The 21656-nt window shown below is 73.6% G+C and carries 18 protein-coding genes; 10 read left to right on the forward strand and 8 right to left on the reverse strand.

Annotated features, from left to right (window positions below; genetic code table 11):
• Positions 1–106: 106 nt before the first annotated feature.
• The 3 genes from AC5P1B_RS07130 to AC5P1B_RS07140 are packed head-to-tail and all read left to right on the forward strand — an operon-like array spanning position 107 to position 2823.
• Complete coding sequence (locus AC5P1B_RS07130; protein WP_493885688.1) at positions 107–811, forward strand: TetR/AcrR family transcriptional regulator; 705 nt, start codon at positions 107–109, stop codon at positions 809–811.
• Positions 812–868: 57 nt separating this feature from the next.
• Positions 869–2131, forward strand: a complete 1263-nt coding sequence (locus AC5P1B_RS07135; protein WP_493885689.1) for a sensor histidine kinase — start codon at positions 869–871, stop codon at positions 2129–2131.
• A 26-nt stretch (positions 2132–2157) separates the two neighbouring features.
• The gene (locus AC5P1B_RS07140) at positions 2158–2823 is read left to right on the forward strand and encodes a response regulator (protein WP_493885690.1); all 666 of its coding nucleotides are present in this window, start codon (positions 2158–2160) and stop codon (positions 2821–2823) included.
• Between the two features lie 119 nt (positions 2824–2942).
• Here the strand turns inward: AC5P1B_RS07140 and AC5P1B_RS07145 are convergent, their stop codons facing one another.
• From AC5P1B_RS07145 to AC5P1B_RS07155, 3 genes are all read right to left on the reverse strand, one after another.
• A complete protein-coding gene (locus AC5P1B_RS07145) occupies positions 2943–4190 on the reverse strand; it encodes a DUF2797 domain-containing protein (RefSeq protein WP_493885691.1) in 1248 nt (415 codons plus the stop codon).
• Between the two features lie 245 nt (positions 4191–4435).
• Positions 4436–5242 carry a maleylpyruvate isomerase family mycothiol-dependent enzyme gene (locus AC5P1B_RS07150; protein WP_493885692.1) on the reverse strand — a complete coding sequence of 269 codons (807 nt, stop codon included), beginning with the start codon at positions 5240–5242 and terminating at the stop codon, positions 4436–4438.
• Between the two features lie 166 nt (positions 5243–5408).
• Entirely contained in the window at positions 5409–6632 is a 1224-nt protein-coding gene (locus AC5P1B_RS07155) for an MFS transporter (protein ID WP_493885693.1), read from the reverse strand.
• 17 nt (positions 6633–6649) lie between these two features.
• Between AC5P1B_RS07155 and AC5P1B_RS07160 the strand changes: the two genes are divergently transcribed.
• From AC5P1B_RS07160 to AC5P1B_RS07170, 3 genes are all read left to right on the forward strand, one after another.
• Positions 6650–7909: an ROK family protein gene (locus tag AC5P1B_RS07160; protein ID WP_493885694.1), complete on the forward strand. Its 1260-nt coding sequence runs from the start codon at positions 6650–6652 to the stop codon at positions 7907–7909.
• A gap of 214 nt (positions 7910–8123) precedes the next feature.
• Positions 8124–8732 carry a helix-turn-helix domain-containing protein gene (locus AC5P1B_RS07165; protein ID WP_493885695.1) on the forward strand — a complete coding sequence of 203 codons (609 nt, stop codon included), beginning with the start codon at positions 8124–8126 and terminating at the stop codon, positions 8730–8732.
• 157 nt (positions 8733–8889) lie between these two features.
• Positions 8890–9408 carry a GNAT family N-acetyltransferase gene (locus tag AC5P1B_RS07170; protein WP_493885696.1) on the forward strand — a complete coding sequence of 173 codons (519 nt, stop codon included), beginning with the start codon at positions 8890–8892 and terminating at the stop codon, positions 9406–9408.
• Between the two features lie 110 nt (positions 9409–9518).
• On the opposite strand, the gene AC5P1B_RS07175 is transcribed toward AC5P1B_RS07170, so the two are convergent.
• On the reverse strand, positions 9519–10568 hold the full coding sequence (locus AC5P1B_RS07175) for an SMP-30/gluconolactonase/LRE family protein (RefSeq protein WP_493885697.1): 1050 nt from the start codon (positions 10566–10568) through the stop codon (positions 9519–9521).
• Between the two features lie 183 nt (positions 10569–10751).
• Between AC5P1B_RS07175 and AC5P1B_RS07180 the strand changes: the two genes are divergently transcribed.
• Positions 10752–11195, forward strand: a complete 444-nt coding sequence (locus tag AC5P1B_RS07180; protein WP_493885698.1) for a MarR family winged helix-turn-helix transcriptional regulator — start codon at positions 10752–10754, stop codon at positions 11193–11195.
• Here the strand turns inward: AC5P1B_RS07180 and AC5P1B_RS07185 are convergent.
• Together AC5P1B_RS07185 and AC5P1B_RS07190 are read right to left on the reverse strand one after the other, a co-directional pair.
• Positions 11182–16155 carry a trypsin-like peptidase domain-containing protein gene (locus AC5P1B_RS07185; protein ID WP_493885699.1) on the reverse strand — a complete coding sequence of 1658 codons (4974 nt, stop codon included), beginning with the start codon at positions 16153–16155 and terminating at the stop codon, positions 11182–11184. The two genes, AC5P1B_RS07180 and AC5P1B_RS07185, sit on opposite strands and share 14 nt — an antisense overlap.
• A gap of 23 nt (positions 16156–16178) precedes the next feature.
• Complete coding sequence (locus tag AC5P1B_RS07190; protein WP_493885700.1) at positions 16179–16484, reverse strand: trypco2 family protein; 306 nt, start codon at positions 16482–16484, stop codon at positions 16179–16181.
• Positions 16485–16765: 281 nt separating this feature from the next.
• Between AC5P1B_RS07190 and AC5P1B_RS07195 the strand changes: the two genes are divergently transcribed.
• The 3 genes from AC5P1B_RS07195 to AC5P1B_RS07205 are packed head-to-tail and all read left to right on the forward strand — an operon-like array spanning position 16766 to position 20402.
• A complete protein-coding gene (locus AC5P1B_RS07195) occupies positions 16766–17062 on the forward strand; it encodes an SHOCT domain-containing protein (RefSeq protein ID WP_493885701.1) in 297 nt (98 codons plus the stop codon).
• Positions 17059–17838 carry an ABC transporter ATP-binding protein gene (locus tag AC5P1B_RS07200; RefSeq protein ID WP_493885702.1) on the forward strand — a complete coding sequence of 260 codons (780 nt, stop codon included), beginning with the start codon at positions 17059–17061 and terminating at the stop codon, positions 17836–17838. The genes AC5P1B_RS07195 and AC5P1B_RS07200 overlap by 4 nt, the downstream gene beginning before the upstream one ends.
• Positions 17835–20402, forward strand: coding sequence for an FtsX-like permease family protein (locus AC5P1B_RS07205; RefSeq protein ID WP_493885703.1), 2568 nt, complete (start codon positions 17835–17837; stop codon positions 20400–20402). Before AC5P1B_RS07200 ends, AC5P1B_RS07205 begins: the two co-directional genes overlap by 4 nt.
• A gap of 129 nt (positions 20403–20531) precedes the next feature.
• Here AC5P1B_RS07205 and AC5P1B_RS07210 read toward each other — a convergent pair whose 3' ends face one another.
• Entirely contained in the window at positions 20532–21080 is a 549-nt protein-coding gene (locus AC5P1B_RS07210; RefSeq protein WP_493885704.1) for an ATP-binding protein, read from the reverse strand.
• A 181-nt stretch (positions 21081–21261) separates the two neighbouring features.
• Complete coding sequence (locus AC5P1B_RS07215) at positions 21262–21588, reverse strand: hypothetical protein (RefSeq protein WP_493885705.1); 327 nt, start codon at positions 21586–21588, stop codon at positions 21262–21264.
• Between the last annotated feature and the right edge of the window lie 68 nt (positions 21589–21656).

Here is a 21656-nt window from a genome sequence, read left to right on the forward strand (position 1 = left end):
GAGCACTGCTCTCGCTTGAGATCAGTGTGCACGACCCGTGAGCGCAATGCAAGAGCGGTGCTCTCGTTTCTGTCCGGTGCTCGCGAGGGATGGCAGACTGGTGCCCATGAGTGCGATCAGAGGCGCCCGGGAACGGGCCCGTGGCGAAGTGACAGCGGCGATCAAGGAAGAGGCGCGGCGGCAGCTGGCCCGCGAGGGAGCGGCCAAGTTGTCCCTGCGCGCTGTCGCCCGGGAGCTGGGGATGGTCTCCTCCGCTCTCTACCGCTACTTCCCCAGCCGGGACGACCTGCTGACCGCCCTCATCGTCGACGCCTACGACGCGCTGGGGGAGGCGGCGGAGTCCGCGCTCGCGGCGGAGGCCGACGGCGCACCGGCCGTCCGCTGGGCCGCCGTCTGCCGTGCTGTACGGGAATGGGCGCTGGCCCACCCGCACGAGTACGCGCTGATCTACGGTTCGCCCGTGCCCGGCTACACCGCACCGCAGGACACGGCGGCGCCCGCCGCCCGCGTCGGCCTCGCCCTCATCGCCGTACTCCGCGATGCCCATGAGGCGGGAGCTCTGCACGAGTCCGCTGAGCCGACCGCCCCGAAGCCGGTGCGGGACGACGCGGCGCGGCTCGCCGAGCAACTCGGGGTGGATCTGCCCGCGCCGGTGCTGGCCGGTCTCACGGCGACCTGGGCGCAGCTGTTCGGCCTGGTCAACTTCGAGGTCTTCGGTCAGTTCAACCACGTCGTCGAAGCCCGTGAGGAGTTCTTCGACCAGGCCGCCGCCGGGCTCGCACGCCAGGTGGGGCTACTCCCGAGGGAGTAGCCGCAGGCACCGCCGTCGGCTGACGCGCGACGTTCCGGCGCCGACTAGCGTTGCGGCATGAGCGAGGAACGAGCCCTCAGAGCGGGCGAGGAGCGGCCCCGGGGGGTGTGGCGGCGCGGCGAGCCCTTGTGGGAGCGCTGGGCCGGTCTGCCGCACCAGCGGTTGCCGTGGATCTCCTCGGCCGTCCTGGCGTTCTTCCAGCTCGGCGGGTCGAACTTCGCCTCCCACAACCAGTCCGACCGTGTGAGCCTCGACGCCTTCGCCCGTCTCCTGCTCGTGCTCGGCCCCGCCATGCTGGTGCTGCGGCACCGCTATCCCCGGCTGGTCGTGTTCGGCACCTGCGCCGTTGTGACGGTCTACCTGGGCGCGGGGTACGCGTATGGGCCGATCTTCCTCAGCGTCGCGTTCGCGTGCTTCGCCGCCGTCACCGCGGGCCACCGGCTGGCCGCCTGGTGCGCGGTCGGCATGGCATGGGTGGGCCACGCCCTCGCCACGCACTGGCTCTACCGCTGGCTGCCGCCGGCCGGGGACGAAGCGGCCGGGTGGTGGCAGGAGCTGGGGATCGCCGCCTGGGCGCTCGTCGTCCTCGCGTTGTCCGAGCTCGCCCGGGTCCGCCGCGAGCAGCTCACCCGGGAACGCGTGGAGCGGGAGGTGGCCGAGCGCCGCCGCGCGGACGAGGAGCGGCTGCGTATCGCGCGCGAACTCCACGACGTACTCGCCCACAGCATCTCCGTCATCAACGTCCAGGCCGGTGTCGGACTCGCCCTGCTCGACCAGGACCCCGAGCAGGCGCGGGCCGCGCTGACCACCATCAAGGGAGCCAGCAAGGAGGCGCTGGGGGAGGTGCGGCAAGTGCTGGACACCCTCCGCACGCCGGGCAGCGCTCCGCGCTCACCCGCCCCGGGGCTCGACCGGCTGGGCGAGCTCACGGAACAGGCTTCGGCCGCCGGGCTGACCGTGGAAGTCACGGTGCGGGGGGCCAGGACCGGCCTGCCGCCGGGCGCCGACCTCGCCGCCTTCCGTATCATCCAGGAAGCACTCACCAACATCGTGCGCCACTCCGGATCGCGCGTCGCCCGCGTGGAACTGCGGTACGCACCACGCCGTCTTGAACTCGTCGTCGAAGACGACGGCCCGGCCAGTGCGGCCGATGCCCAGGGAGGTCGCGCGGAAAGCGTCTCCGGCGGCAACGGACTGGTCGGCATGCGGGAACGTGCCGCCGCGTTCGGCGGCACGGTCGAGGCGGGGCCGCGCCCCGGGGGAGGGTTCCGCGTCCTCGCCCGCATCCCCCTGCCGGAGAAGGCGCACCAGGAAAGCTGAAGCCCGACAAGAAAGCTAGGGACACCGTGATCCGCGTCGTGCTCGCCGATGACCAAGTGCTGGTACGCGCCGGGTTCCGCGCACTGCTGGCAGCCCAGGCCGATATCGAGGTGGTCGGCGAGGCAGCCGACGGCGAGGAGGCCCTGCGCCACGTGCGCCAACTGCGGCCCGACGTCGTCCTCATGGACATCCGGATGCCGGTGCTCGACGGGCTCGGGGCAACCCGGGAGATCACCCGGGACGCGGGCCTCGGCGAGGTGCGCGTGGTCATGCTCACCACCTTCGAGCTGGACGAATACGTCTTCGAGGCGATCCGCTCCGGCGCCTCCGGATTCCTGGTGAAGGACACCGAGCCCGAGGAACTGCTGCGCGCCGTGCGGTCCGTGGTCGGCGGTGACGCGCTGCTCTCGCCGAGCGTGACGCGCCGTCTGATCTCCGAGTTCGCCGCTCGGTCCAAGGAGCCCGCGGCCGCCGCCGGGCTGAACGAGCTGACCGAACGTGAGCGCGAGGTGATGGCGCTCGTCGGCATCGGCCTGTCGAACGAGGAGATCGCCCGGCGGCTCGTGGTCAGCCCGCTGACGGCCAAGACGCACGTCAGCCGCACCATGGTGAAGCTGGGCGCCCGCGACCGGGCCCAACTCGTCGTCCTCGCCTACGAATCCGGGCTGGTGCGGCCAGGCTGGCTCGGCTGACGGCGCCCACATCGGCAGGCGTCGGCAGGCCCTCGGGCGCGGGAGCGCGGCGGAGGCCGGATCACAGCAGCCCGACCACGGCAGCCGGATCAGGAACAGTCGGGTCAGGAACAGCCGGGTCAGAACAGCGGCTCGGGCGCCGGGCCGGGGGCGGGCGTCGTACGGACGGACGCCGTGGTGTCGGCTGAGAGCGGGGCCGCTGACAGCGGCCAGCCCGCGAGCTGCCGGGCGTCGAACAGCAGCAGCCGTCCGTCCGTCGCTCTCAGATACACATCAGGGCCGGTCACCGCCACGACCCAGCCCGCCACCGTGCGGTGTCCGGTGAGCTGGATGACGCCGGGCGACGTGCGTGGGGTGTCGTCGGGGGCCTGGTCCGAGGGGCCCTGGTCCGGTCCCGGTCCCGGTCCCGGTCCATGGCGGTGGGGCGGGGACGGCGACTCCGCCATGGCGGGCCCGTCCGCTATGTCTCCGGCGCCTGGGTCCCGCGCTCCTGCCGCGACCGCCCCGCTGTCCCCGTCCGGTATGTCGTCCGTCTGCGGCACATCGCGCGGGTCCGGTGCGTCGCCCGCGCTCGCGCCCGGGGTGGCGGAGCGCCATGTGCCGGACCGCTGCCCGTGCTGGGCGGGGGCCCGGGACAGCTCGTCGAGCAGACGGTCCAGCGAGAACGCCTCGTCGTGATGGACGGGGGCGCAGGGCAGGAGGCGCAGGGATTCCGGCAGCCCGTCCAGCGTGCCCGCGCGCTCGTGGGCAGCGGCGAGTTCGGCCGCGCGGACTCCACGCGGAGGCAGCGTCTCGCGGGCCGCACGCTTCGCCGCGTACGGGAAGCGGTCGGGCAGGGCGAGGGCGGCGCCCAGCACGGCCTCAGCCCGGCGCGCGGCCATCAGCGGGCCGCGCCCCAGCAGCACGTAGGACAGCGCGGCTTGTTCGAGCAGCCGGACGCCCTCGCGCTCGGTGGCGGTGATGCCGACCTTGACCAGCCCGGGGCCGAACCAGGCGAGATAGACGTCGTACGGGCGGGGGTCGTCGGTGCGGGTGTCGGCTGCCACCGAGTACGAACGGTCGAGCCGGGCGCACTCCGCGCACTGCGCCGACACGGCCGACTCCGGGACGGGAGCGCCGACCGGGCACGGAGTATGCCGCTCGGCTCGGCGGACCCCGACGCAGCGCCGCTCCGCGCCGGCGGTGAACGCGATGGGCCGCCCGGACGGCAACGGGGAGGCGCGCTCGCCGTGCCCGGGATGGCGCCAGCACAGCGCCGGACCCGCCGCACGGTCCCAGCGCAGCCCGGTGCACTGCCAGACCACCTGGTCGGCGAGCCGGGAGTCAACGGGCATGGCGCGATGCCCGCCCGCACGGTCGGTGGTCATCGCCGCCCGTTGAGGGAGGCGTGTCCGCACGGCGGACGGCTGCCCGCCGGTGGCCGCCGCCGCACCCCTGTGACGCTCATCCGCCTGTTCCTCTTCCTCTCGGCTTCTTCTTGTGCGCCGTCGCCGTCAGCGTCGCCGTCGCGGTCGCCGTCAGCGTCGCCGTCGCCGTCGCAGTCGCGGTCGCCGTCGCTAACCCAGCCGCCGAAGCTGCTGCTGGCTGCCGCTGCGGCCGCCCTCGCGGCCCGTCAGCCGACGACCGGCGAGTGCTCGCGCCACAAGCGCGCCAGACCGATGTCTCCCGTTGTGCGTATCTCACCGTTCGGCGGCCGGTTCCACACGGTCAGATAGAGATCCGCCACCGATCCGCTGATCTCGCATTCCGTCACTTCTCCGGCGCCCTCGGCGCCCTGCGGGTGCGGGTCGGACGGCACCAGCGGGTGGCTGGAGGCGGTTGCCGTGTCCTCCCGCACGGCGACCGGCGGGCCCGCGGAGAGCTGGACCGCCCACCGTGCCGCGGTGTCCGTGGCGCGCAGCCGCAGCACACCTGGCCGGTCGCTGCGCACCTTGCTGCGCTCGCGGGCGTGGAACCCCATCAGCAACTCGTCGATGCCGTCGTCGGCGAAGTCCGCGTCGGTCACGGACACCCCCGAGCCCGCGGCCAGTTCGGCGTCCACCCGGTGGATCGCCGTCTCGTGTGCCTGCCGCCGCGACCAGAAGGTCAGCGGCGAAGGGGCGGGCAGAAACGTCCAGCACGACAGCTCGGGCGGCGCCGCAGCGAGCGCCTTCACCAGCGCTTGGTGACCGTCCCTGAACCACCGGATCAACGCGGGGCCGTCCAGCCCCGGGTCCTCCGGCGGGTGGACCGGCTCGGGCAGCGCGCCCGCCACGAAACCCGTCGCCCACCGGTGCACCCGGCCGGTGTGCGTCACGAGATCCCGTACAGCCCACTCCGGGCAGCTGGGCACGGCGGCGTCAAGCCCGGCCCGCTCGGCGGCGTCGGCCAGCAGAACTCCCTCGCGATGGAGGACGTCGATCAGCTTGGTGGTGTCCATGTCCCGAGTCTGGCAGGCGGCACTGACAATCCCCCGGGCTCGTCCGCGACCGTCATCCCGCCATCCCACCACCCTGCCAATCAGGCAGACCGTCCGCCCGCGCTCCCCGCTTGACCGTCAGCCGTCAGCCGTCAGCCGTCAGCCGTCAGCCGTCAGCCGTCAGCCGTCAGCCGTCAGCCGGACGGAGCGCGTTGCGCGTCGTGTACGCGACGACGGCCGCGACCGCCGCCAGCAGTGCGACGGTCGTCAGTGCGGTGGGCAGCGAGAACCAGTCGGCGAGGAAGCCGATCGCGGGCGGGCCGCACAGCATGCCCCCGTAACCGAAGGTGGAGGCGGCGGCTACGCCGCTCGGCCCGGTGAGAGCGCCCGCGCGTTCGATGGCGATCGGGAAGATATTGGCCAGCCCGAGCCCGGTGACGGCGAAGCCGAGCAGCACCAGCCACACGTTCGGGGCGAGCGCGCCGAACAGCATCCCGGCCGCTGCCGTCGCCCCGCCCGCCACGAGGGCCCGGGTCTGGCCGAGGCGTTCGAGGAGTGCGGTCCCTGACAGCCGCCCGATGGTCATGGTGGCGGCGAAGACCGCATACCCGGCGGCGGCCACGCCCGGGTGTGCGTCGAGGTCCTGCTCCAGATGGAGGGAGCCCCAGTCAGCGAGGGCTCCCTCCCCGTACGCCGTGCACAGGGCGATGAGGCCGAGGACGGCGACCAGGAGGCGGGCGCGTCCGGCGGGGGCGCTTCCCTCCGCCGCGGGCGGCTGTTCGCGGGGGCGCCGTGGGATCGGGTGTGCGAGCAGGGATCGCCCGGCGGCCACAGCGACGACCAGGCCGATGAGGGTGAGGGCCGTCAGATGGCGGGTGGCCGACAAGTGCGCGGCGACCAGTCCGCCCAGCCCGGCGCCCAGCATGCCGCCCAGGCTGAAGGCGGCGTGGAAGCTGGGCATGACGGGGCGGCGCAGGGCGGCGACGAGATCGACGGCCGCGCTGTTCATGGCGACGTTCAGGGCCCCGTATCCGGCGCCGAAGACGAGCAGCACCAGTCCGAGGGAGAGCACCGAGTGGGTGCGCGGTGGCAGCGCGACGCTCAGCGAGAGCAGGACGGCGGCGGCGACCGTCACGGGCTGGTGCCCGTACCGCTGGCAGAGCCGTCCGGTGAACATCATGGTCGCGACGGCGCCGCCGGACACGCCGAGCAAAGCGAGCCCGAGATCACCGGCGGAGGCGCCGGTCTGGTGCTTGATGGCGGGGATGCGGACGACCCATCCGGCGAAGATGAAGCCGTCGAGAGCGAAGAAAACGGTCAGCGCGGTACGGAGGCGGGCGAGGGCGGGAGTCACGGTGGTGGTCCGGCGTCCTCCCCAGGCGACCGTCCGTATTTTGTTTAGCGTCGGCACAAAGCCAGAATAGGGGCGTGACCCTGACACGGACAAGACTGGAACGCGGCCGCAGCGCCCTGGGCCCGGCGCTGGAACTCGTACACACCGGCCGCGCGCCCACCCGCGCCGTCCTCACCGCCGAACTCGGCGTGACCCGCGCCACAGCCGGAGCGGTCGCCGCCGAACTTGAGGCGCTCGGACTCATTCAGGTGGACTCGCGGCCCGGCGCCGCGGCCGGTACCCAGGGCCGCCCCTCCCACCGGCTGACCGTCGCCCCGCGCGGCCCCGTCGTGCTCGCCGCGCAGGTGCACGCCGACGGCTTCCGGGCGGCTCTTGTCGGCCTCGGTGGGCGGATCGTCGCCACAGCGCCCGGCTGTATGGCTGTGCCCGCGGACCCGGCGGCCGTGCTGGACGCCGTGGTGGAGGCCGGTGCCGGGCTCCTCCGGGAGACGGGGCGGCGCTGTCTCGGTGCGGGGCTGGCGGTCCCCTCGGCCGTGGCGGAGCCGGAGGGCACCGCGCTGAACCCGCTGCACGTCGCCTGGGAGGCGGGTGCTCCGGTACGCGACCTCTTCCGGCGCAGCCTCGCCGCCGCCGGCATCCCCGGCCCTGCCGGGGCCTCGGACGAGAGGAGTGGGCCGGGTGCGGCGGACCCGGAGGCGCACGGCCACACCGGAAACGACGTCAACCTCGCCGCCCTCGCGGAACATCGCCACGGCGCGGGCAGCGGCGCGCGGCAACTGCTGTGCGTGGCCACCGGGCACCGTGGTGTCGGTGGTGCGCTCGTCCTCGACGGCCGCTTGCACACCGGCAGTTCCGGTCTCGCCCTGGAGGTCGGCCACCTCACCGTCAACCCGGAAGGCCGCCCCTGCTACTGCGGCAGTCGCGGCTGCCTCGACGTCGAGGCGGACCCGCTCGCCTTCCTGACCGCCGCGGAACGCGCGCCCGGACCGGAGGTCTCGCTCCTCCAGCAGGCCCGCGACCTGCTCCACCGCGAGTACGGCGACCCGACCGTACGGAACGCGGCCCACCAGCTCATCGACCGGCTCGGCCTCGGCCTCGCCGGGCTGGTCAACATCCTCAACCCCGACCGCATCATCCTCGGGGGGCTGCACCGCGAACTGCTCGACGCCGACCCCGAGCGGCTGCGCGCCGTGGTCGCCGAGCGCAGCCTGTGGGGCCGCAGCGGCGGAGTCCCGATCCTGCCCTGCACGCTCGACCACAACAGCCTGGTGGGCGCGGCGGAACTGGCCTGGCAGCCGGTCCTCGACGACCCGCTGGCCGCGCTGGGGCGCTGATCACATGGGCTGACGGCGGCACGGGAGGTGGCGCGCGGTGCCGCCCGGCGTGCGGTCCGACCGGGCCCCGGTCGCGACGACTGCCGCTGCGATTCCGCGACGGCAGCTGCCGGCCGCAGCGACGGTTGCTACGACGGCTGCCGCGGTGTGCTGGACGGGTGCGCTGGACGACCGCACTAGGTCGGTCTCTCAAATATGAGATAACTTCTCTCTTATGAGAAGCGGTGAAGCGGAGCCGACGCCCGGCGGCGACACGGGGGGCTCCGATCCTGTGGAGGCCCGGCTGGCGGAGCGGCTGGCGGAGCTGCGGACGGAACGCGGCTGGTCGCTGGAGGAGCTGGCGCGGGGGACGGGTATCAGCCGTTCCACCCTGTCGCGGCTGGAACGCGGCGAGATCAGCCCGACGGCGGCCCTGCTGGGCAAGCTGGGCGCGGTCTACGGGCGGACGACATCGCGGCTGCTCGCCGAGGCGGAGACCGAGCCGCCGCAGCTGGTGACCGCCGCCGCCCAGCTGGTGTGGCGCGACGAGACCTCGGGGTTCATCCGTACGGCCGTGTCCCCGCCCCACCCGGGCCTGCGCGGCGAGCTCGTCCAGGGCGTCCTGCTGCCGGGCGCGGACATCGCCTATGACGAGCCGCCGCCCGTGCCCGGCATGGAGCAGCACATCTGGGTGCTCGACGGAGCGGTGGAGATCACCGCCAACGGCGGTACGTACGAGGTCAGGACGGGCGACTGTCTGCGGTTCCGGCTGTGGGGCCGCTCGCGGTTCCGCTGTCTGGGCTCCCAGCCGGTCCGCTACGCGCTGATGATCATCATGCCGTGAACCGGGCGCTCACCGCTGTGCGCACCGCGCCGCACCAGTGTGCGCACCGTACGGCCGGTACGCGCCTGCGCGCGGCCCGAGCGGCGGCTGATCTCTCTGATTTCCCCTCCCCCCGACCCACCCGCCCCGCCCGCGGCACGCAGCAAAGGACGGCACCATGCACACCATCACCCGGCTGTCCGCCGGTGACTTCGGCGGCAGCGTCAAGGGCCTCGCCGACGTGTTGGCCGCCACCGTCAACGGTGGCTCCTCCGTCGGGTTCCTCGCCCCCTTCGACCAGGCCGCGGCGGCCGAGTGGTGGCAGGCCCAGGCTTCCGCCGTGGCCGATGGCAGCCTCATCGTCTGGGTCGTCCGTGACGCCCGAGGCATCGCCGCCACCGTCAGCCTGGCCCTGAACGGCAAGCCAAACGGACGGCACCGCGCCGAGGTCGTCAAGCTGATGGTCCACCCGGACGCCCGCGGCAGGGGCCTGGGACACGCACTCGTCCGGACCGTCGAACAGGGCGCGCGCGAAGCCGGGGTGACCCTCCTGCTCCTGGACACCGAGACCGGCAGCCCCGCGGAGCGGCTCTACCTCACCCACGGCTGGTCCCGCCTCGGTGTCGTACCCGGTTACGCCGCCGACGCGCACGGCTCCCTCCAGGGCAGCACCTTCTTCTTCAAACAGCTCGGCTGACCGGTGCGCGGACGGCGCCGACCGCCGTCGCGCGCCTGCGCCTCGGGGGCCGGGCCTCGGGCCCGCGCGCGTCACCCGTAGCCAGTCGCACACGCGGTCGTCTCGTCCCGTCAGATGCCGTGCACAGCGGCGACGGTGAAGGGGGCCTGGGGAGTCCCCGGGCCCATCGGGCCGCCCTTGTCGAACTGTGAACGGACCACCAGTGTGCGTCCGCCCTGCCGGACGAGCGTGGTGGGGATCTGCAGTGCCTCGTCGGTGATCCGCCGCTCCTCGCGTGCGCCGGTACCCTCACCGGTCAGCCGCCAGCGACTGACGGAGTTGCTGGCGTTGTGCGCCACCCACAGGGTGTTGTGGCGCAGTTCGAGGCCGTCGGCGTGCCGCATGTCCCCCCGCAGGGCGACCCGGCGGATGTCACCCGAGGCGAGGCCGACCCGGTAGAGGCCGCCGCCCGTCATGTCGGCCGTCAGCAGGTAGCGGCCCGAGGGGTCGGCGACGATTCCATTGAGGGTGATCGTCCCGGAGCCGTCCGGGGCGGCGGCGGACAGGTCGAAGCGCGTGGTGAGCGTGGAGCGCCCGCCGTGCGCCGCCGCACGCTTCAGTTCGCCCGGGGTGACGCGGTAGAGCACCGATCGCACGCTGTCGGTGACGTAGGCGCTGCCGTCCGGGGCGATGGCGAGGTCGTTGACGAACGCCGGGTCCTGGCCGGGGATGTCGAAGCGGGCGATCAGTTCGCGTGTCCGGATGTCGTACACGGCGACGCCCGCCGTGGAGTCGGTCACCCACAGCCGCCCGGCGCGGTCCACCTTCAGCCCGTTGGCGGTGTCCCGACCGTCCGTCCCCGCGGGCAGGAAGACCGTGGCGGTGCGATGCCCCGGGGTGATCCGGTAGACCGCGCCGGTGCTGTACGAACCCACGTAGAGCTCTCCGGTCCGCGGGTCGGCGGCGATGCCCTCCGGGTACGCCCGGCCTTCGGGCAGTTCGTACGCCGTGTGAATCCGCGCGTGCGCGGCGCTTGTGGGGGCCGGCTCGGACGGGCGGAGTCCGGCTTCGGCCGCTGAGGCGGAAGGTGAGGCGCTGAGCAGCGCCAGGGCGGTGGTCATGGCCGCGGTCAGGGCCAGTGTCGTCGCGGCCGTGCGTGGGTGCCGGAGGGATCGGGGCATGGCGTCTCTCTTTCGTCTGCTCCGCGGTGTGCGCGAGCGGTGTGCGTGAGTGGTGTGTGCGAGCGGTGTGCGTGAGTGGTGTGTGCGAGCGGTGCGCACAGGCATTCATGTAGTTACGCACACTAGTTAGAGCTCTAATGCTCGTCAACACCCTTATGGGTGCGTGGCCGATACCATGCCGGAATGACGTCCATGCCCGCCGCCGAGCGCATCGGCTCGCATATCAAGCGAGCGGAGAAGGCCCTCAACGCGACCAAGCACGCGGCGCTCAAGCCGGCCGGCCTGACCGTCGCGCAGTACGCGGCCCTGCTGTATCTCTCCGAGAGCCCCGGGATCTCGGCCGCCGCGCTGGCCAGGGCGTGTGGCGTCACGCCCCCCACCATGAACACGGTCCTGAAGAACCTTCAGGAGAGCGGTCTGATCGAGCGCACCCCGCACGAATGGCACAAGAACGTCCTGGAGACCCAGCTCACGGAGGCGGGGAGGACCGTGATGGCCGACGCGGACGCGCGGGCCATCCGGGTGGAGCGGGCCCTGGCCGCCGAGTTCACCGAGCAGGAGCGGGAGACGCTGGTCAGCCTCCTGGGCCGCTGCGTGGACCTCCTCGAATCGGTCAGGCCCGGTTAGCTTCTTCCTCCGGCAGGGCCGGAGCCGCGGCCGGCCCGGAAGCCGAGGGCTGCTGGGGAACCAGGTCCGGAGCCGGGCCTCCCCGGCCGGCCCCTGCTCCGAGGCGGCGGCGTACGCGGTCGGCGTCCATGTGCGCCGGATTCGCCTCCAGCCAGCCACGGGCGTACGCGGCGGCCTGGCGCCACTGGTCCGGGGCGCACTCGTCGCGCTCCAAGAGGGCGGCCAGCAGCGAGCCCACGCCGGGACCCGGCTCCCGCCCGAGCATCCAGGTCAGCCCGCAACCGATGGCGCGGGCGGCCTGGCCCCTGGAGAGGCGCTTGGACAGCACCAGCCGCAGCAGGGGCTTGGCTTCGGCGCTCTCGACTCCGTCGGCTTGCCGCAAGGCCCGTTCGATCGCGGCGTGCTCATGCTCCTCGGACAGCCGGTTGTTCCGCAGCAGCGCCAGCAGCACGGGGCGGGTCTTGAACGTCCGCCCGCTGGTCCTGGTCAGCAGGGCGAGGGCTTCCTCGGCCGCCTCCCACAGCTGCTCCGGGGCCAGCTCCGGGGTGCGCAGCAGGGCCACGATGACGAGCCGCGCCTTGATCACCTCGTCCGAGCGGAGATACGCCAGCGCCTGACCGGCCACCGCCTGCTTCTGCTCGGCCACGAGGTCCGCGCCCTCCAGCAGGGCGCAGAAGTCCTTCCAACTGAGCACGGAGGCGAGGGCGGCGTGCACGGCGGAGACCATCATGCGGCGGTCCGGCTGGTCGCCCGCCCGGGCCCCCGCGCCGCCTTGCGCCGTACCCGTTCTGGCCGTGCCGTTCGTCCTGGTTTCCCCGGTCCGCCCCGGCCCGGTGCCGGCGGGTCCCTCGTCGGGGCGGGTCAGCAGCCGCAGCAGCACCGTGCCGCGTTCCGGATCGTCGGGGTGGGCCAGCAGCCAGGCCCGGGTTTCCTCCACCCCGCGCAGCCAGGCGCCGAAGGCGTCGTCACCGTGGTCGGTGAGGAAGGCGCGTACCTCCCTGGCCGACTCGTGCTCAGGGTTGGTCGCGTACCAGTTGAGCGCGTGGACGCTGAGGGCACGCCACTGCTCCTCGCTCAGCCCCGGGCGGCCCGCCAGGGCGCGCAGCACCCGGGGAGCGTCGGCCGCCGTCTCCCGCTCGGCGAGCCAGGCCAGACCGAGCGCTGTGGCGCGCGCGGCGCTCTCGCCGGTCAACGGGCGGTCCAGCAGTGCCAGCAGCGGGGGCAGTGAGCCCGTGGTGTCATCCGTCTCCAGCAGTGCGGTGGCCCGCTCGACGGCCGCCGCCTCCTGCTCAGTGGTGAGCTGGCGGCAGCGGAGCACGGCGGCCAGCGCGGCGCGCGCGGCGCGCCCGGTGTCGGTCGTGTCGAGGCGGGCCAGGGCCCGGGCGGCGAGGTTCCGGGCCTCCGGCGCCGTCAGCCCCGGGCAGCCGAGCATCGCCGCGATGTCACTCAGGTCGGGCGGCGCGGGGGAGTCGGCCGCCGCGGGCCAGCCGCGTGCGCCGCCGGTCCAGCCGCGTGATCGGACCACCCGCAGCCAGACGGTCCCCCGGTCGCGGTGGCGCCAGGGCCGGCCGAGCCAGTCGACGGCGTGGCGCAGGGCGTCCTGCTCCTGGTGCGGCAGCAGGCCAGGTGCCGAGAGCAGCAGACACAGGCTCCGGCTCACCTCGGTGCTGTCGGCGCGGCCCCTGCTGTCCGTGCTGTCCGTACTGACCGTGTCGTCCGCTCTGTCCGTGCCGCCGGCGCGGTTGTACGAGGCCAGCCAGTCCAGCGCGGCCTGTGCCGCGCGGCGGGTCTGGTCGCGCCGCAGGCCCTGGCAGGCGAGTGCGGCGCGGTGGACGGCGGCCGATTCGGGCGTGTGGGCGTGTGCCTCCAGCCAGTTGAGGGCGAAGTCGATGGTCCGCCGGTGCCATGCGCCGGACGGGGCGCGGGTGAGGAGCCCGCACAGCACCTGTGCGGTGTTGGCCCCGTCGGGATGCGTCTCGGCCCAGGCCAGGGCCCGTTCGGCCAGATCGGCCGACGCGTCCGGAGGCAGGCCGGTCTCGGCGAGCAGCGGGCGAATGACGTACCCGGCTGGAGGCGTGTCCCCGAACGCGGCGATCCACGAGAGGGCGAAGCCGACGGCCTGGTCGCGCTGCTCGCCGCTGGCGGCCCGATGGGTGAGCAGCGGGCCGAGTACGAGCGCCGCCGTCGCGGTCTCGGCGTGCCCGTGGCCGAGCCACGCCAGCGCGTGCTCGACGGCGCGGTCCGACCGGAGCTCGGCCAGGTCGTCGCGGCACAGCAAGGCGTGCAGGACGAACCGTGCCGCGGGCTCCGCCTCGTTGTCCGTGAGCCACGCCAGGGCGAGGCCCGCCGTCTGCTTGCGCTGCTGGCGGCTGAGGTGCGGCTGGGCGACGAGCGGGGCCAGTACGAAGCTGGCGGTGGGGTGGCCCGCGTTCCCCGCGCCGATCCAGGCAAGCGCGAAGGAAATGGCGCGGCGGGCGGAGGTGTGGTCCAGATCGGTGCGGGACAGCAGCCGGTGGAAGACGAACGTCGCGTCCAGCGTGTGATGCACGTGCAGCCAGCTGAAGGCGTACTGCGCCGCGCCGGTCAGCTGGGCGGGTTCCAGGGCGCGGGCCGGGCGCAGCAGGGCGCTGAGGACGAACCGGGCGGCGCGGTGCCGCTTCCACAGGTCGAGCCAGGCCAGCGCGTAGGCGATGACCTGCTCCTGGTAGGCGGCGGGCAGGTCGCGCCGCTCCAGGAGGGCGTGGATCACGTGGTGGGAGGTCTCCGCCTCGGGGCCGCCCCGGTACAGCCAGGACAGCGCCGCTTCGACCAGGCGCTCGGGCACCCCGGCCGTGGCGGACTCGACCGCCTGGGCCAGCAGGGCGCGGGCCGTCGGAGAGTCCTTCTCACGGGTGAGCCACGGCTGGGCGACCTCGTCCCACACGGTGTCGACGGACGCCTGCCACGGCCTGCGGCTGAGCAGGGTGAGCAGTGCCTGCCGCCCGTCCTCCCCGGCGCGCTTCAGCAGCGCGCCGAGCCGGGGTGCTTCGTCGCGCAGCCAGCCGCCGGTGATACGGGCGACCTCGCGGCTGTCGGCGTCGCCGAGGTCGGCGGCGAGCCGCGCCAGGTGCCCGGTGAACCCACCGAACGTACGGGCGCTGATGAGAGATGTGGAGAACACGGCCCGTACCGATTCCAGGTGGACCGGCGACACGGGCAGCAGGAGCTGGCGTACCAGCTCGTCCGTGACGATGTCGTGAACGACCATCAGCTGGTCCTCGTGCGGCTCCTCAAGCCAGCCCAGCTCGGTGAGGGTGCGCACGACGTACTCACCGTCGAGCCCGCTGCCCCGCCCCGCAAGGAAGGCGTCGACGGCGGCGACGACCGCGTCACGCGGCTGCGGGCACGCGTACGCGGCGACGGTGGCGGCGAGCTGCCGGTCACCGGGCGGCCGGGCCCGTTCCGCCGCTTCGCGGCTGTCCCAGTCGGCGCCCTCGGGGGCGCGCAGCCGGTCCTCCTGGAGCCGGGGGTCCAGCCACGCCAGCAGGTCGTCGCTGCGCCACCCGGAGAGCTGGGGGATGGCCTGCCGCGCCAGGAAGCGCCGTTCGATCTGGGCGGCGACCAGCAGCGCGATGATGGGGCGCTGGCCGCACGCGTCGCGCAGCGCCGCCTGGCCCCAGGCGTCGAGCGCGCGCGGGGCGACGACGGGCAGCATCGCGTCGATCACGGCCGACTGGTGGCCGGTGTCCTGGCGCAGCGCCACCTCGTCGAAGAGCTGGCGGACACCGCGCTTGCGGAGGACCGGCAGGGTGCCGGGCCGGGTGGAGGCGATGCAGGCGACCTGGATGCCGCGCTCACCGGCGCCGAGCATGAACTCGTCGGCGAGGGCACCGAGGTCCAGCTGCGCGCAGGTGTCGAGGTAGTCGAGGACGAGCAGCACCCGGGGCCGGCGGGCCTCGAAGACGGCCTGTTCGAGGTGGCCGACGGTCAGGGAGCGCTGCCGGTCGGTGCGTACGTGCAGGACATGCCAGCCGTCGTCGTGCGCCGCCTGCGCCACCTCGAAGCAGGTGCGGGTCTTGCCCGTGCCCGCCGCGCCCACGAGCAGCACGCCGCGCCCGCGTTCGGCGTCGCCGAGCCGCTCCAGGAGCCGCCGGGGCGCGGCCTCGCTGTGCGGCCCCGGGCTGACGAACGGCAGGTGCTCCGGCAGCAGATAGCTGCGGGTCCCGCGCAGCTTGCTCAGCACGCTCTCGTGGGTGCGTACGTTGCTGGGCAGGGCGCGGGGCGCGCCGCCGGGCAGCGGGACGTCCACCGGCTCCGGGCTGACCTCGTGCGCGCGCAGGTAGCGCGCGAACTTGCCGCCCGTGGCGAGGCCGTCGACCCGGGTGGCGAGGGTGGAGCGGGTACCCGCCGGGGACAGGTGGGTGGCGTAGACGCCGACGATCAGGTGCTCGGCGTCGGGTCCGGTGCCGAGCGGGCTGAGTACCGCGGCCCCGGAGAACCCCTCCCAGGGCGAGCCAGCCCCGGTCAGGGCCGTGGGCTGGGCGGTGTCGTGCCACAGGTCGAGTCCGTCGGCGCCGGGCAGGGACGCCAGCTGGATGCTGCCGGTGGTCTGCCGCCGGCGCGGCAGCCCGTCCTCGCGGGCGAAGCGGGGGAAGCCCATGGCGTGGAAGCCCACCGTGCCCACGGCCGTGGGCAGCCGCCCGAACCGCATCGGCGGCAGCTCGTCCATGGGCTCGGCGAGGATCAGCAGCGCCAGGTCGAGGGCGGGGTCCGGCACCACGAGTTCGACCGCCGCCTCACCGGCGCCGCGCAGCGGGGCGGGGCGCAGCACGCGGTAGGAATAGCGGCTGTCGTCGACCACATGCCGTGCGGTCAGGACGAGTTCGCCGGTGAGCAGGAACCCCGAGCCGCCGTAGCGCGAGGCGCCGTCCGGCTGGCTGATTCTGACGACCTCGACGGCCCGGTCCGGCAGGTCACGCACGCCGCTGTCCCTTCCCGCACCGGTCAGTTGGGCCGCCGGTCAGGCTGGGCGGCGATGCGGACCGCTTCGCCCGTCTCCGTCTCGGCCGCGAGCTGCAACGCGAGGGTGTGGGTCGTGGTGGCGGTGGAGGAGGCGCCTCCCTGCCCCGAGACCACCCAGAACTTGACCCCCGCGTGGCCCTCCCTGGCATTCTCGACGGCGACCTGAAGCTCCAAACTGATCGATTCGATACGGAACTTGACCGTTTCGTTCTCCCCGTCAGCCATGGCTTCCGCCAGCTCCGCCCGCAGCCCGCGGATCGCCCGCGCGAGCCCAATGTCCGTCTCCATGGAACGCTCCCCTCCAGCAGGTTCCTCACCGTACAACGGGGTGATCGCACCCGATCACGCTCTTCCCGGCCACCCCTGCGGCGTTTCAGCCACGCCGTGGCTCCTCCGGCCGACCCTGAGGCGTCCGCCCGGAGTGTCACCACCGGAGGTACGCGGACGGCCCGGGCCTACTCCCCGCGGGGTACATCAGGTGCCGCTGGCCGTACGACGACCTCGGAGCCCGCGGCGACCACGCTCGGTAGTGACAGCACGAGCCATCCCTACCGAGGAGTCCGATCACGATGAACACTCTCGCGCACGCCTGGGGCGACGGCGGGGGACCCGGCCCCTGGATTCTGTTCTTCCCCCTCATCTGGGCCCTGGTCATCGGGGGTGGCTTCGCAGTGCTGCGACGCACCGTCTGGCGGGGCCGGGGACCGTGGGCACGGGGCATGGCGCCGTCGCACGGGCCCCAGTCACCCCTGAACGTCCTCGGCCGCAGGTTCGCCGCGGGCGAGATCGACGAGGACGAGTACTGGCGCCGCATGTCGGTCCTCGACGAGGAGTTCGGCCGCGGCCGGAAGGGCGGTGCGGCATGAGCGCCCCGCATGCCCCCGGCACCGAGTGCGCCGCCCGGGTGGTGGAAGCGGTGAAGGTCTACGGCTCCGGGGACACCGAGGTCCGCGCCCTCGACGGGGTCACCGTCGACTTCCCCACCGGGCGGTTCACCGCCATCATGGGCCCCTCCGGCTCCGGCAAGTCCACGCTGATGCACTGCGCGGCCGGACTCGACACCCTCACCTCCGGCTCCGCCTTCATCGCCGGGACCGACCTGAGCGCGCTCGACGACCGGCGGCTGACCCTGCTGCGCAGAGAGCGGATCGGCTTCGTCTTCCAGGCGTTCAACCTGATCCCCACCCTGACCGTCGCCGAGAACATCACCCTGCCGCAGGACCTGGCGGGGCAGCGCACCGACCCCGAGTGGCTGGACAGCCTCATCAGGGTCGTCGGTCTTGGCGAGCGGCTGCACCACCGGCCGAGCGAACTCTCCGGCGGCCAGCAGCAGCGCGTCGCCGTCGCCCGCGCGCTCGCCGGCCGGCCCGACGTCGTCTTCGCCGACGAACCGACCGGCAACCTCGACTCCCGCTCCGGCGAGGAGGTCCTCGGGCTGCTCGGCAGCGCCGTACGCACCATGGGCCGCACCGTCGTCATGGTCACCCACGACCCGGTCGCCGCCGCCCATGCCGACGAGGTCGTCATGCTCGCCGACGGGCGGATGGTGGACCGGATGCCGGACCCCACCGCCGAGCGCGTCCTCGACCGGCTCAAGGCGTTCGACCGGGGCGCCGAAGCCGTCAGGGAGGTGGCGTCATGAGCGGCGGCCGCGCCGCGCTGCGCATCAGCCTGGCGTCCCTGCGCGCGCACAAACGGCGCTTCGCCGGAACGTTCTCCGCCGTCCTGCTCGGCGTCGCCTTCCTCGGCGGCACCCTCATCATGGGCGACACGCTGCGCGCCAGCTTCGACACGATGTTCGGCAACGCCACCAGCGGCACCGACGCCGTGGTGCGCGGCGCCGACGCCATCACCACCCCCGACGACAACGCGGGGACCAGGGAGCCCGTCGCGACCTCCACCGTGCGGGAGATCGAGCGGGTGGACGGTGTCGCCGCCGCGGCGCCGAACATCCAGGGCGCCGGGCAACTCGTCGGCAAGGACGGCGAGGCGATCGGCGGCCAGGGGCCACCGACCCTCGCCGGCAACTGGATCGCCGACGACAAGCTCAACGCCTACCGGCTCGCCGAGGGCCGCGCCCCCAAGGCCCCGGGGGAGGCCGTCATCAACCGCGGCGCCGCGGACAAGGGCGACCTGGGCATCGGCGACAGCACCGTCCTGCGCACCCCGGAACCCGTCAAGGTCACCATCGTCGGCATCGCCACCTTCGGCGGCGAGGACGGGATGGGTGACGTCACCTTCACCGGCCTGACCCAGGCGGACGCCGGGAAGTACCTCACCGCCAAGCCGGGACTGGCCGCGAGCATCCAGGTCAGAGCCGGTCCCGGGGTCAGCCAGGAAGAGCTCGTCGACAAGCTGGCACACGTCCTCCCGCGGGGCGTCGAGGCCATCACCGGGCAGGAGTCCACCGAGGAGAACCTCGACAACGTCTCCGGGACCTTCCTGTCCCTGTTCACCACGCTGCTGCTGGTCTTCGCCGGCATCGCCCTGCTGGTGGCGACCTTCAGCATCCACAACACCTTCGCCATCGTCGTCGCCCAGCGCACCCGCGAGAACGCGCTGCTGCGGGCGCTCGGGGCCGCGCGCCGCCAGGTGATGGCCGGGGCGCTGGCCGAGGCCGCCGTCGTCGGCACCGTCGCCTCGCTCGCCGGGCTGCTCGGCGGCGTCGGCCTCGCGGCCGGGCTCCAGGCGCTCTTCCCAGCCGTCGGCTTCCCCTTCCCCGAGGGCGACCTGGTGGTCAGCGCGCTGTCGCTGCTGCTGCCGCTGGCGGTCGGAGTGGCGGTCTGCCTGGGCTCCGCGCTGGCGCCCGCCCTGCGCGCCGGGCGCACCGCGCCGCTGGCCGCGCTCCGCGAGACGGCCGTCGACCACTCCGGGGCCTCCCGCGCCCGGACGCTGGCCGGTGCGGCACTGGCGGTGACAGGCGTCGGGATCACCGTCGCCGGTGCCCTGGCCGACGACCCGTCCATCGCGGTGACCGCGACCGGCGCGGCTTTGACCCTGGCCGCCTTCGTGGTGACAGGGCCGGTCGCCTCCTCGCTGGCCGTACGGGTGTTCAGCGGCCCGCTCGGCGCGCTGCGCGGGGTCACCGGCGCGCTCGCCGGGCGCAACGCCCTGCGCAGCCCCAAGCGGACGGCGGCGACCGCCACCGCGCTGATGATCGGCGTGAGCGTGGTCTCGCTGTTCACGGTGTTCGCCGCGTCCCTGAAGGCGACGATGAACGAGACCGTCTCCCGCACCTTCGCGGGCGACGTCGCGGTCAGCGTCCCCGCGTTCGGCGGTGGCGGCTCCGGGCTCAGCCCCCGGCTCGCCCTGGCCCTCGGCAAGCTGCCCCAGGTGGACACCGCGCTCGGCCTCGGCCGCGGGGTGGCCAAGGTGGACGGCAGCGGGCGGCAACTGACCGTCACCGACCCGGCGGCACTGTCGGGAGTGCTCAACCTCGGCGACGTCGACGGCGGCTTCGGTGGCCTCGGCAAGACCGGCATCGCCGTGTCCGCCAGCGAGGCCGACAAGCACGGCTGGCGCGTCGGCAGCACGACCGAGCTGGCGTTCACCGACGGCGAGCGGCAGAGATTCACGGTGCGCGCCGTCTACGAGGAGAAGGACCTCGCGGGCGACTACATCATCACCCGCGACGGATGGGCCCCGTACCGGGCACAGGACGCCGACAGCCTCATCGCCGTCGCCTTCAAGGACGGTGTGTCCGTCTCCGAGGGCGAGAAGGCCGTCGAGGCGGCCGCCACCAGCTGGGGAAACCCCGAGGTGCAGACCCGCGACGAGTGGGCGGAGTCCTCGGCGGGCGGCATCGACATGATGCTCACCCTCGTCTACGCGCTGCTCGCACTGGCCGTACTGATCGCTCTGCTCGGCATCGCCAACACCCTCACGCTGGCCGTCCACGAGCGCACCCGCGAACTCGGCCTGCTGCGCGCCGTCGGCCAGACCCGGGCCCAGCTGCGTGCGATGGTGCGCTGGGAGTCGGTACTGGTCGCCGCGTTCGGCACCTTCGGCGGACTCGCGCTCGGCAGCTTCCTCGGCTGGGCGCTGGTGAAGGCGGCCGTCAACGCGGGCGACGGAGCCTTCGCGCTCCCGCCGGAACGGCTCGCGATCGTCGCCCTGGTGGGCCTGGTCGCCGGTGCGCTGGCCGCGCTGCGCCCCGCCCGCCGTGCGGCGAGGCTGGACGTGCTGCGCGCCATCGCCACCGAGTGAGCCGCGGCTGTACGGGCGCCGGCCGCCACGCGTGCGCGTGCGTCCGGCGCCCGTACGGCTCCGTACGGCATCCCGGTCGCCCTCAGGGGGACCCGGACAGCCCCGGTGCCCGGCGGGGGCGCCGCCCGGTCAGTGGACGGCCGCTGACCGGGCGGTCTGCCGTTCGCGCTGCGGCGCCGCGTGGCGAGCGGGCTCGGAACGTGTGAGCGGGGCGCTGTGGCCCGGTTCCGTGATGGGGAGAGCGGGATCGTAGGGGATACGCCGCCGCAGTACCTCGGTGGGCTGCGAGGCCGACAGGGTGAACCACACGGTCTTGCCGTCGCCGTCGTCCCTGGCGCGCACGCCCCAGCTCTCGCTGACGGCGGCGATCAGGGCGAGTCCACGGCCGTGGGTGCCCTCGGCGCCGTACGTGGGCAGGGGCTCCCGTGGGTCGCTGTCACGGACGGAGACCGTCAGCTGGTCGAGGACCCAGACGAGATCCACCGTGCAGCGTTTGTCCGGTTCGGCGTGGAGATAGACGTTGGTGAGCAATTCGGAGACGCCGAGCGCCGCCGTGTCTATCAAGGAATCCAGATGCCAGTAACGCAAGTGCGCCGATACGATTCTGCGGACCTGGCCGATCCGCTCCGGGAGAGCCTGGAGCTCCACGGTGCAATGCCTGCTAGTGCTGCTGATCACGGCTGCGACTCCCTGAGAAGTAGGGCTAGCCTGATTCAGGTGCGGGCGGAGAGCGACGCGTCGGTGTGACCGCCGCGCACGACCAGTGAGCTGGTTCTCAGCGTTACCACTGGTGAACTCTCGGTGACACTGATACTCGTCCCAGGGTCAGGTCATCCGCCCGATCGCGCAACTCGCGCGCTCAACTCGTCTCCGGATGCCTCTGCGCGGAGCGCACCGCGTCCAGGAACTGCCGAGCGGCCGCCGGGCCCTCCACGGCGCCTGACTCGCGCTGTCCGAGGGTCAGCAGATACCGCGTACCGTTCACGGTGGCGAGCGCGCGGTCCCTGGCCGCGAACCACGGCTTGCTCGCGTGCACCGACCGCAGCGGGGCGCTGTCGATCTCCCGGCCGTAGCTGGTCAGCAACTCCAGCCTGCCGTCCTTGATCAGCACCTGCCCGGCACGGGTCACCGAGCGAAGGAACCGCTCGATCCGCACCCCGGTCGCGTTGAACTCGGCATCCGCCACGGTCTTCGCCTCCCCAGCGACTCGGCGACCATGCCCGGCCGGACACCCGTCACCCGGCCGCGCTGTCA

This window comes from Streptomyces sp. A01 (assembly GCF_059026195.1).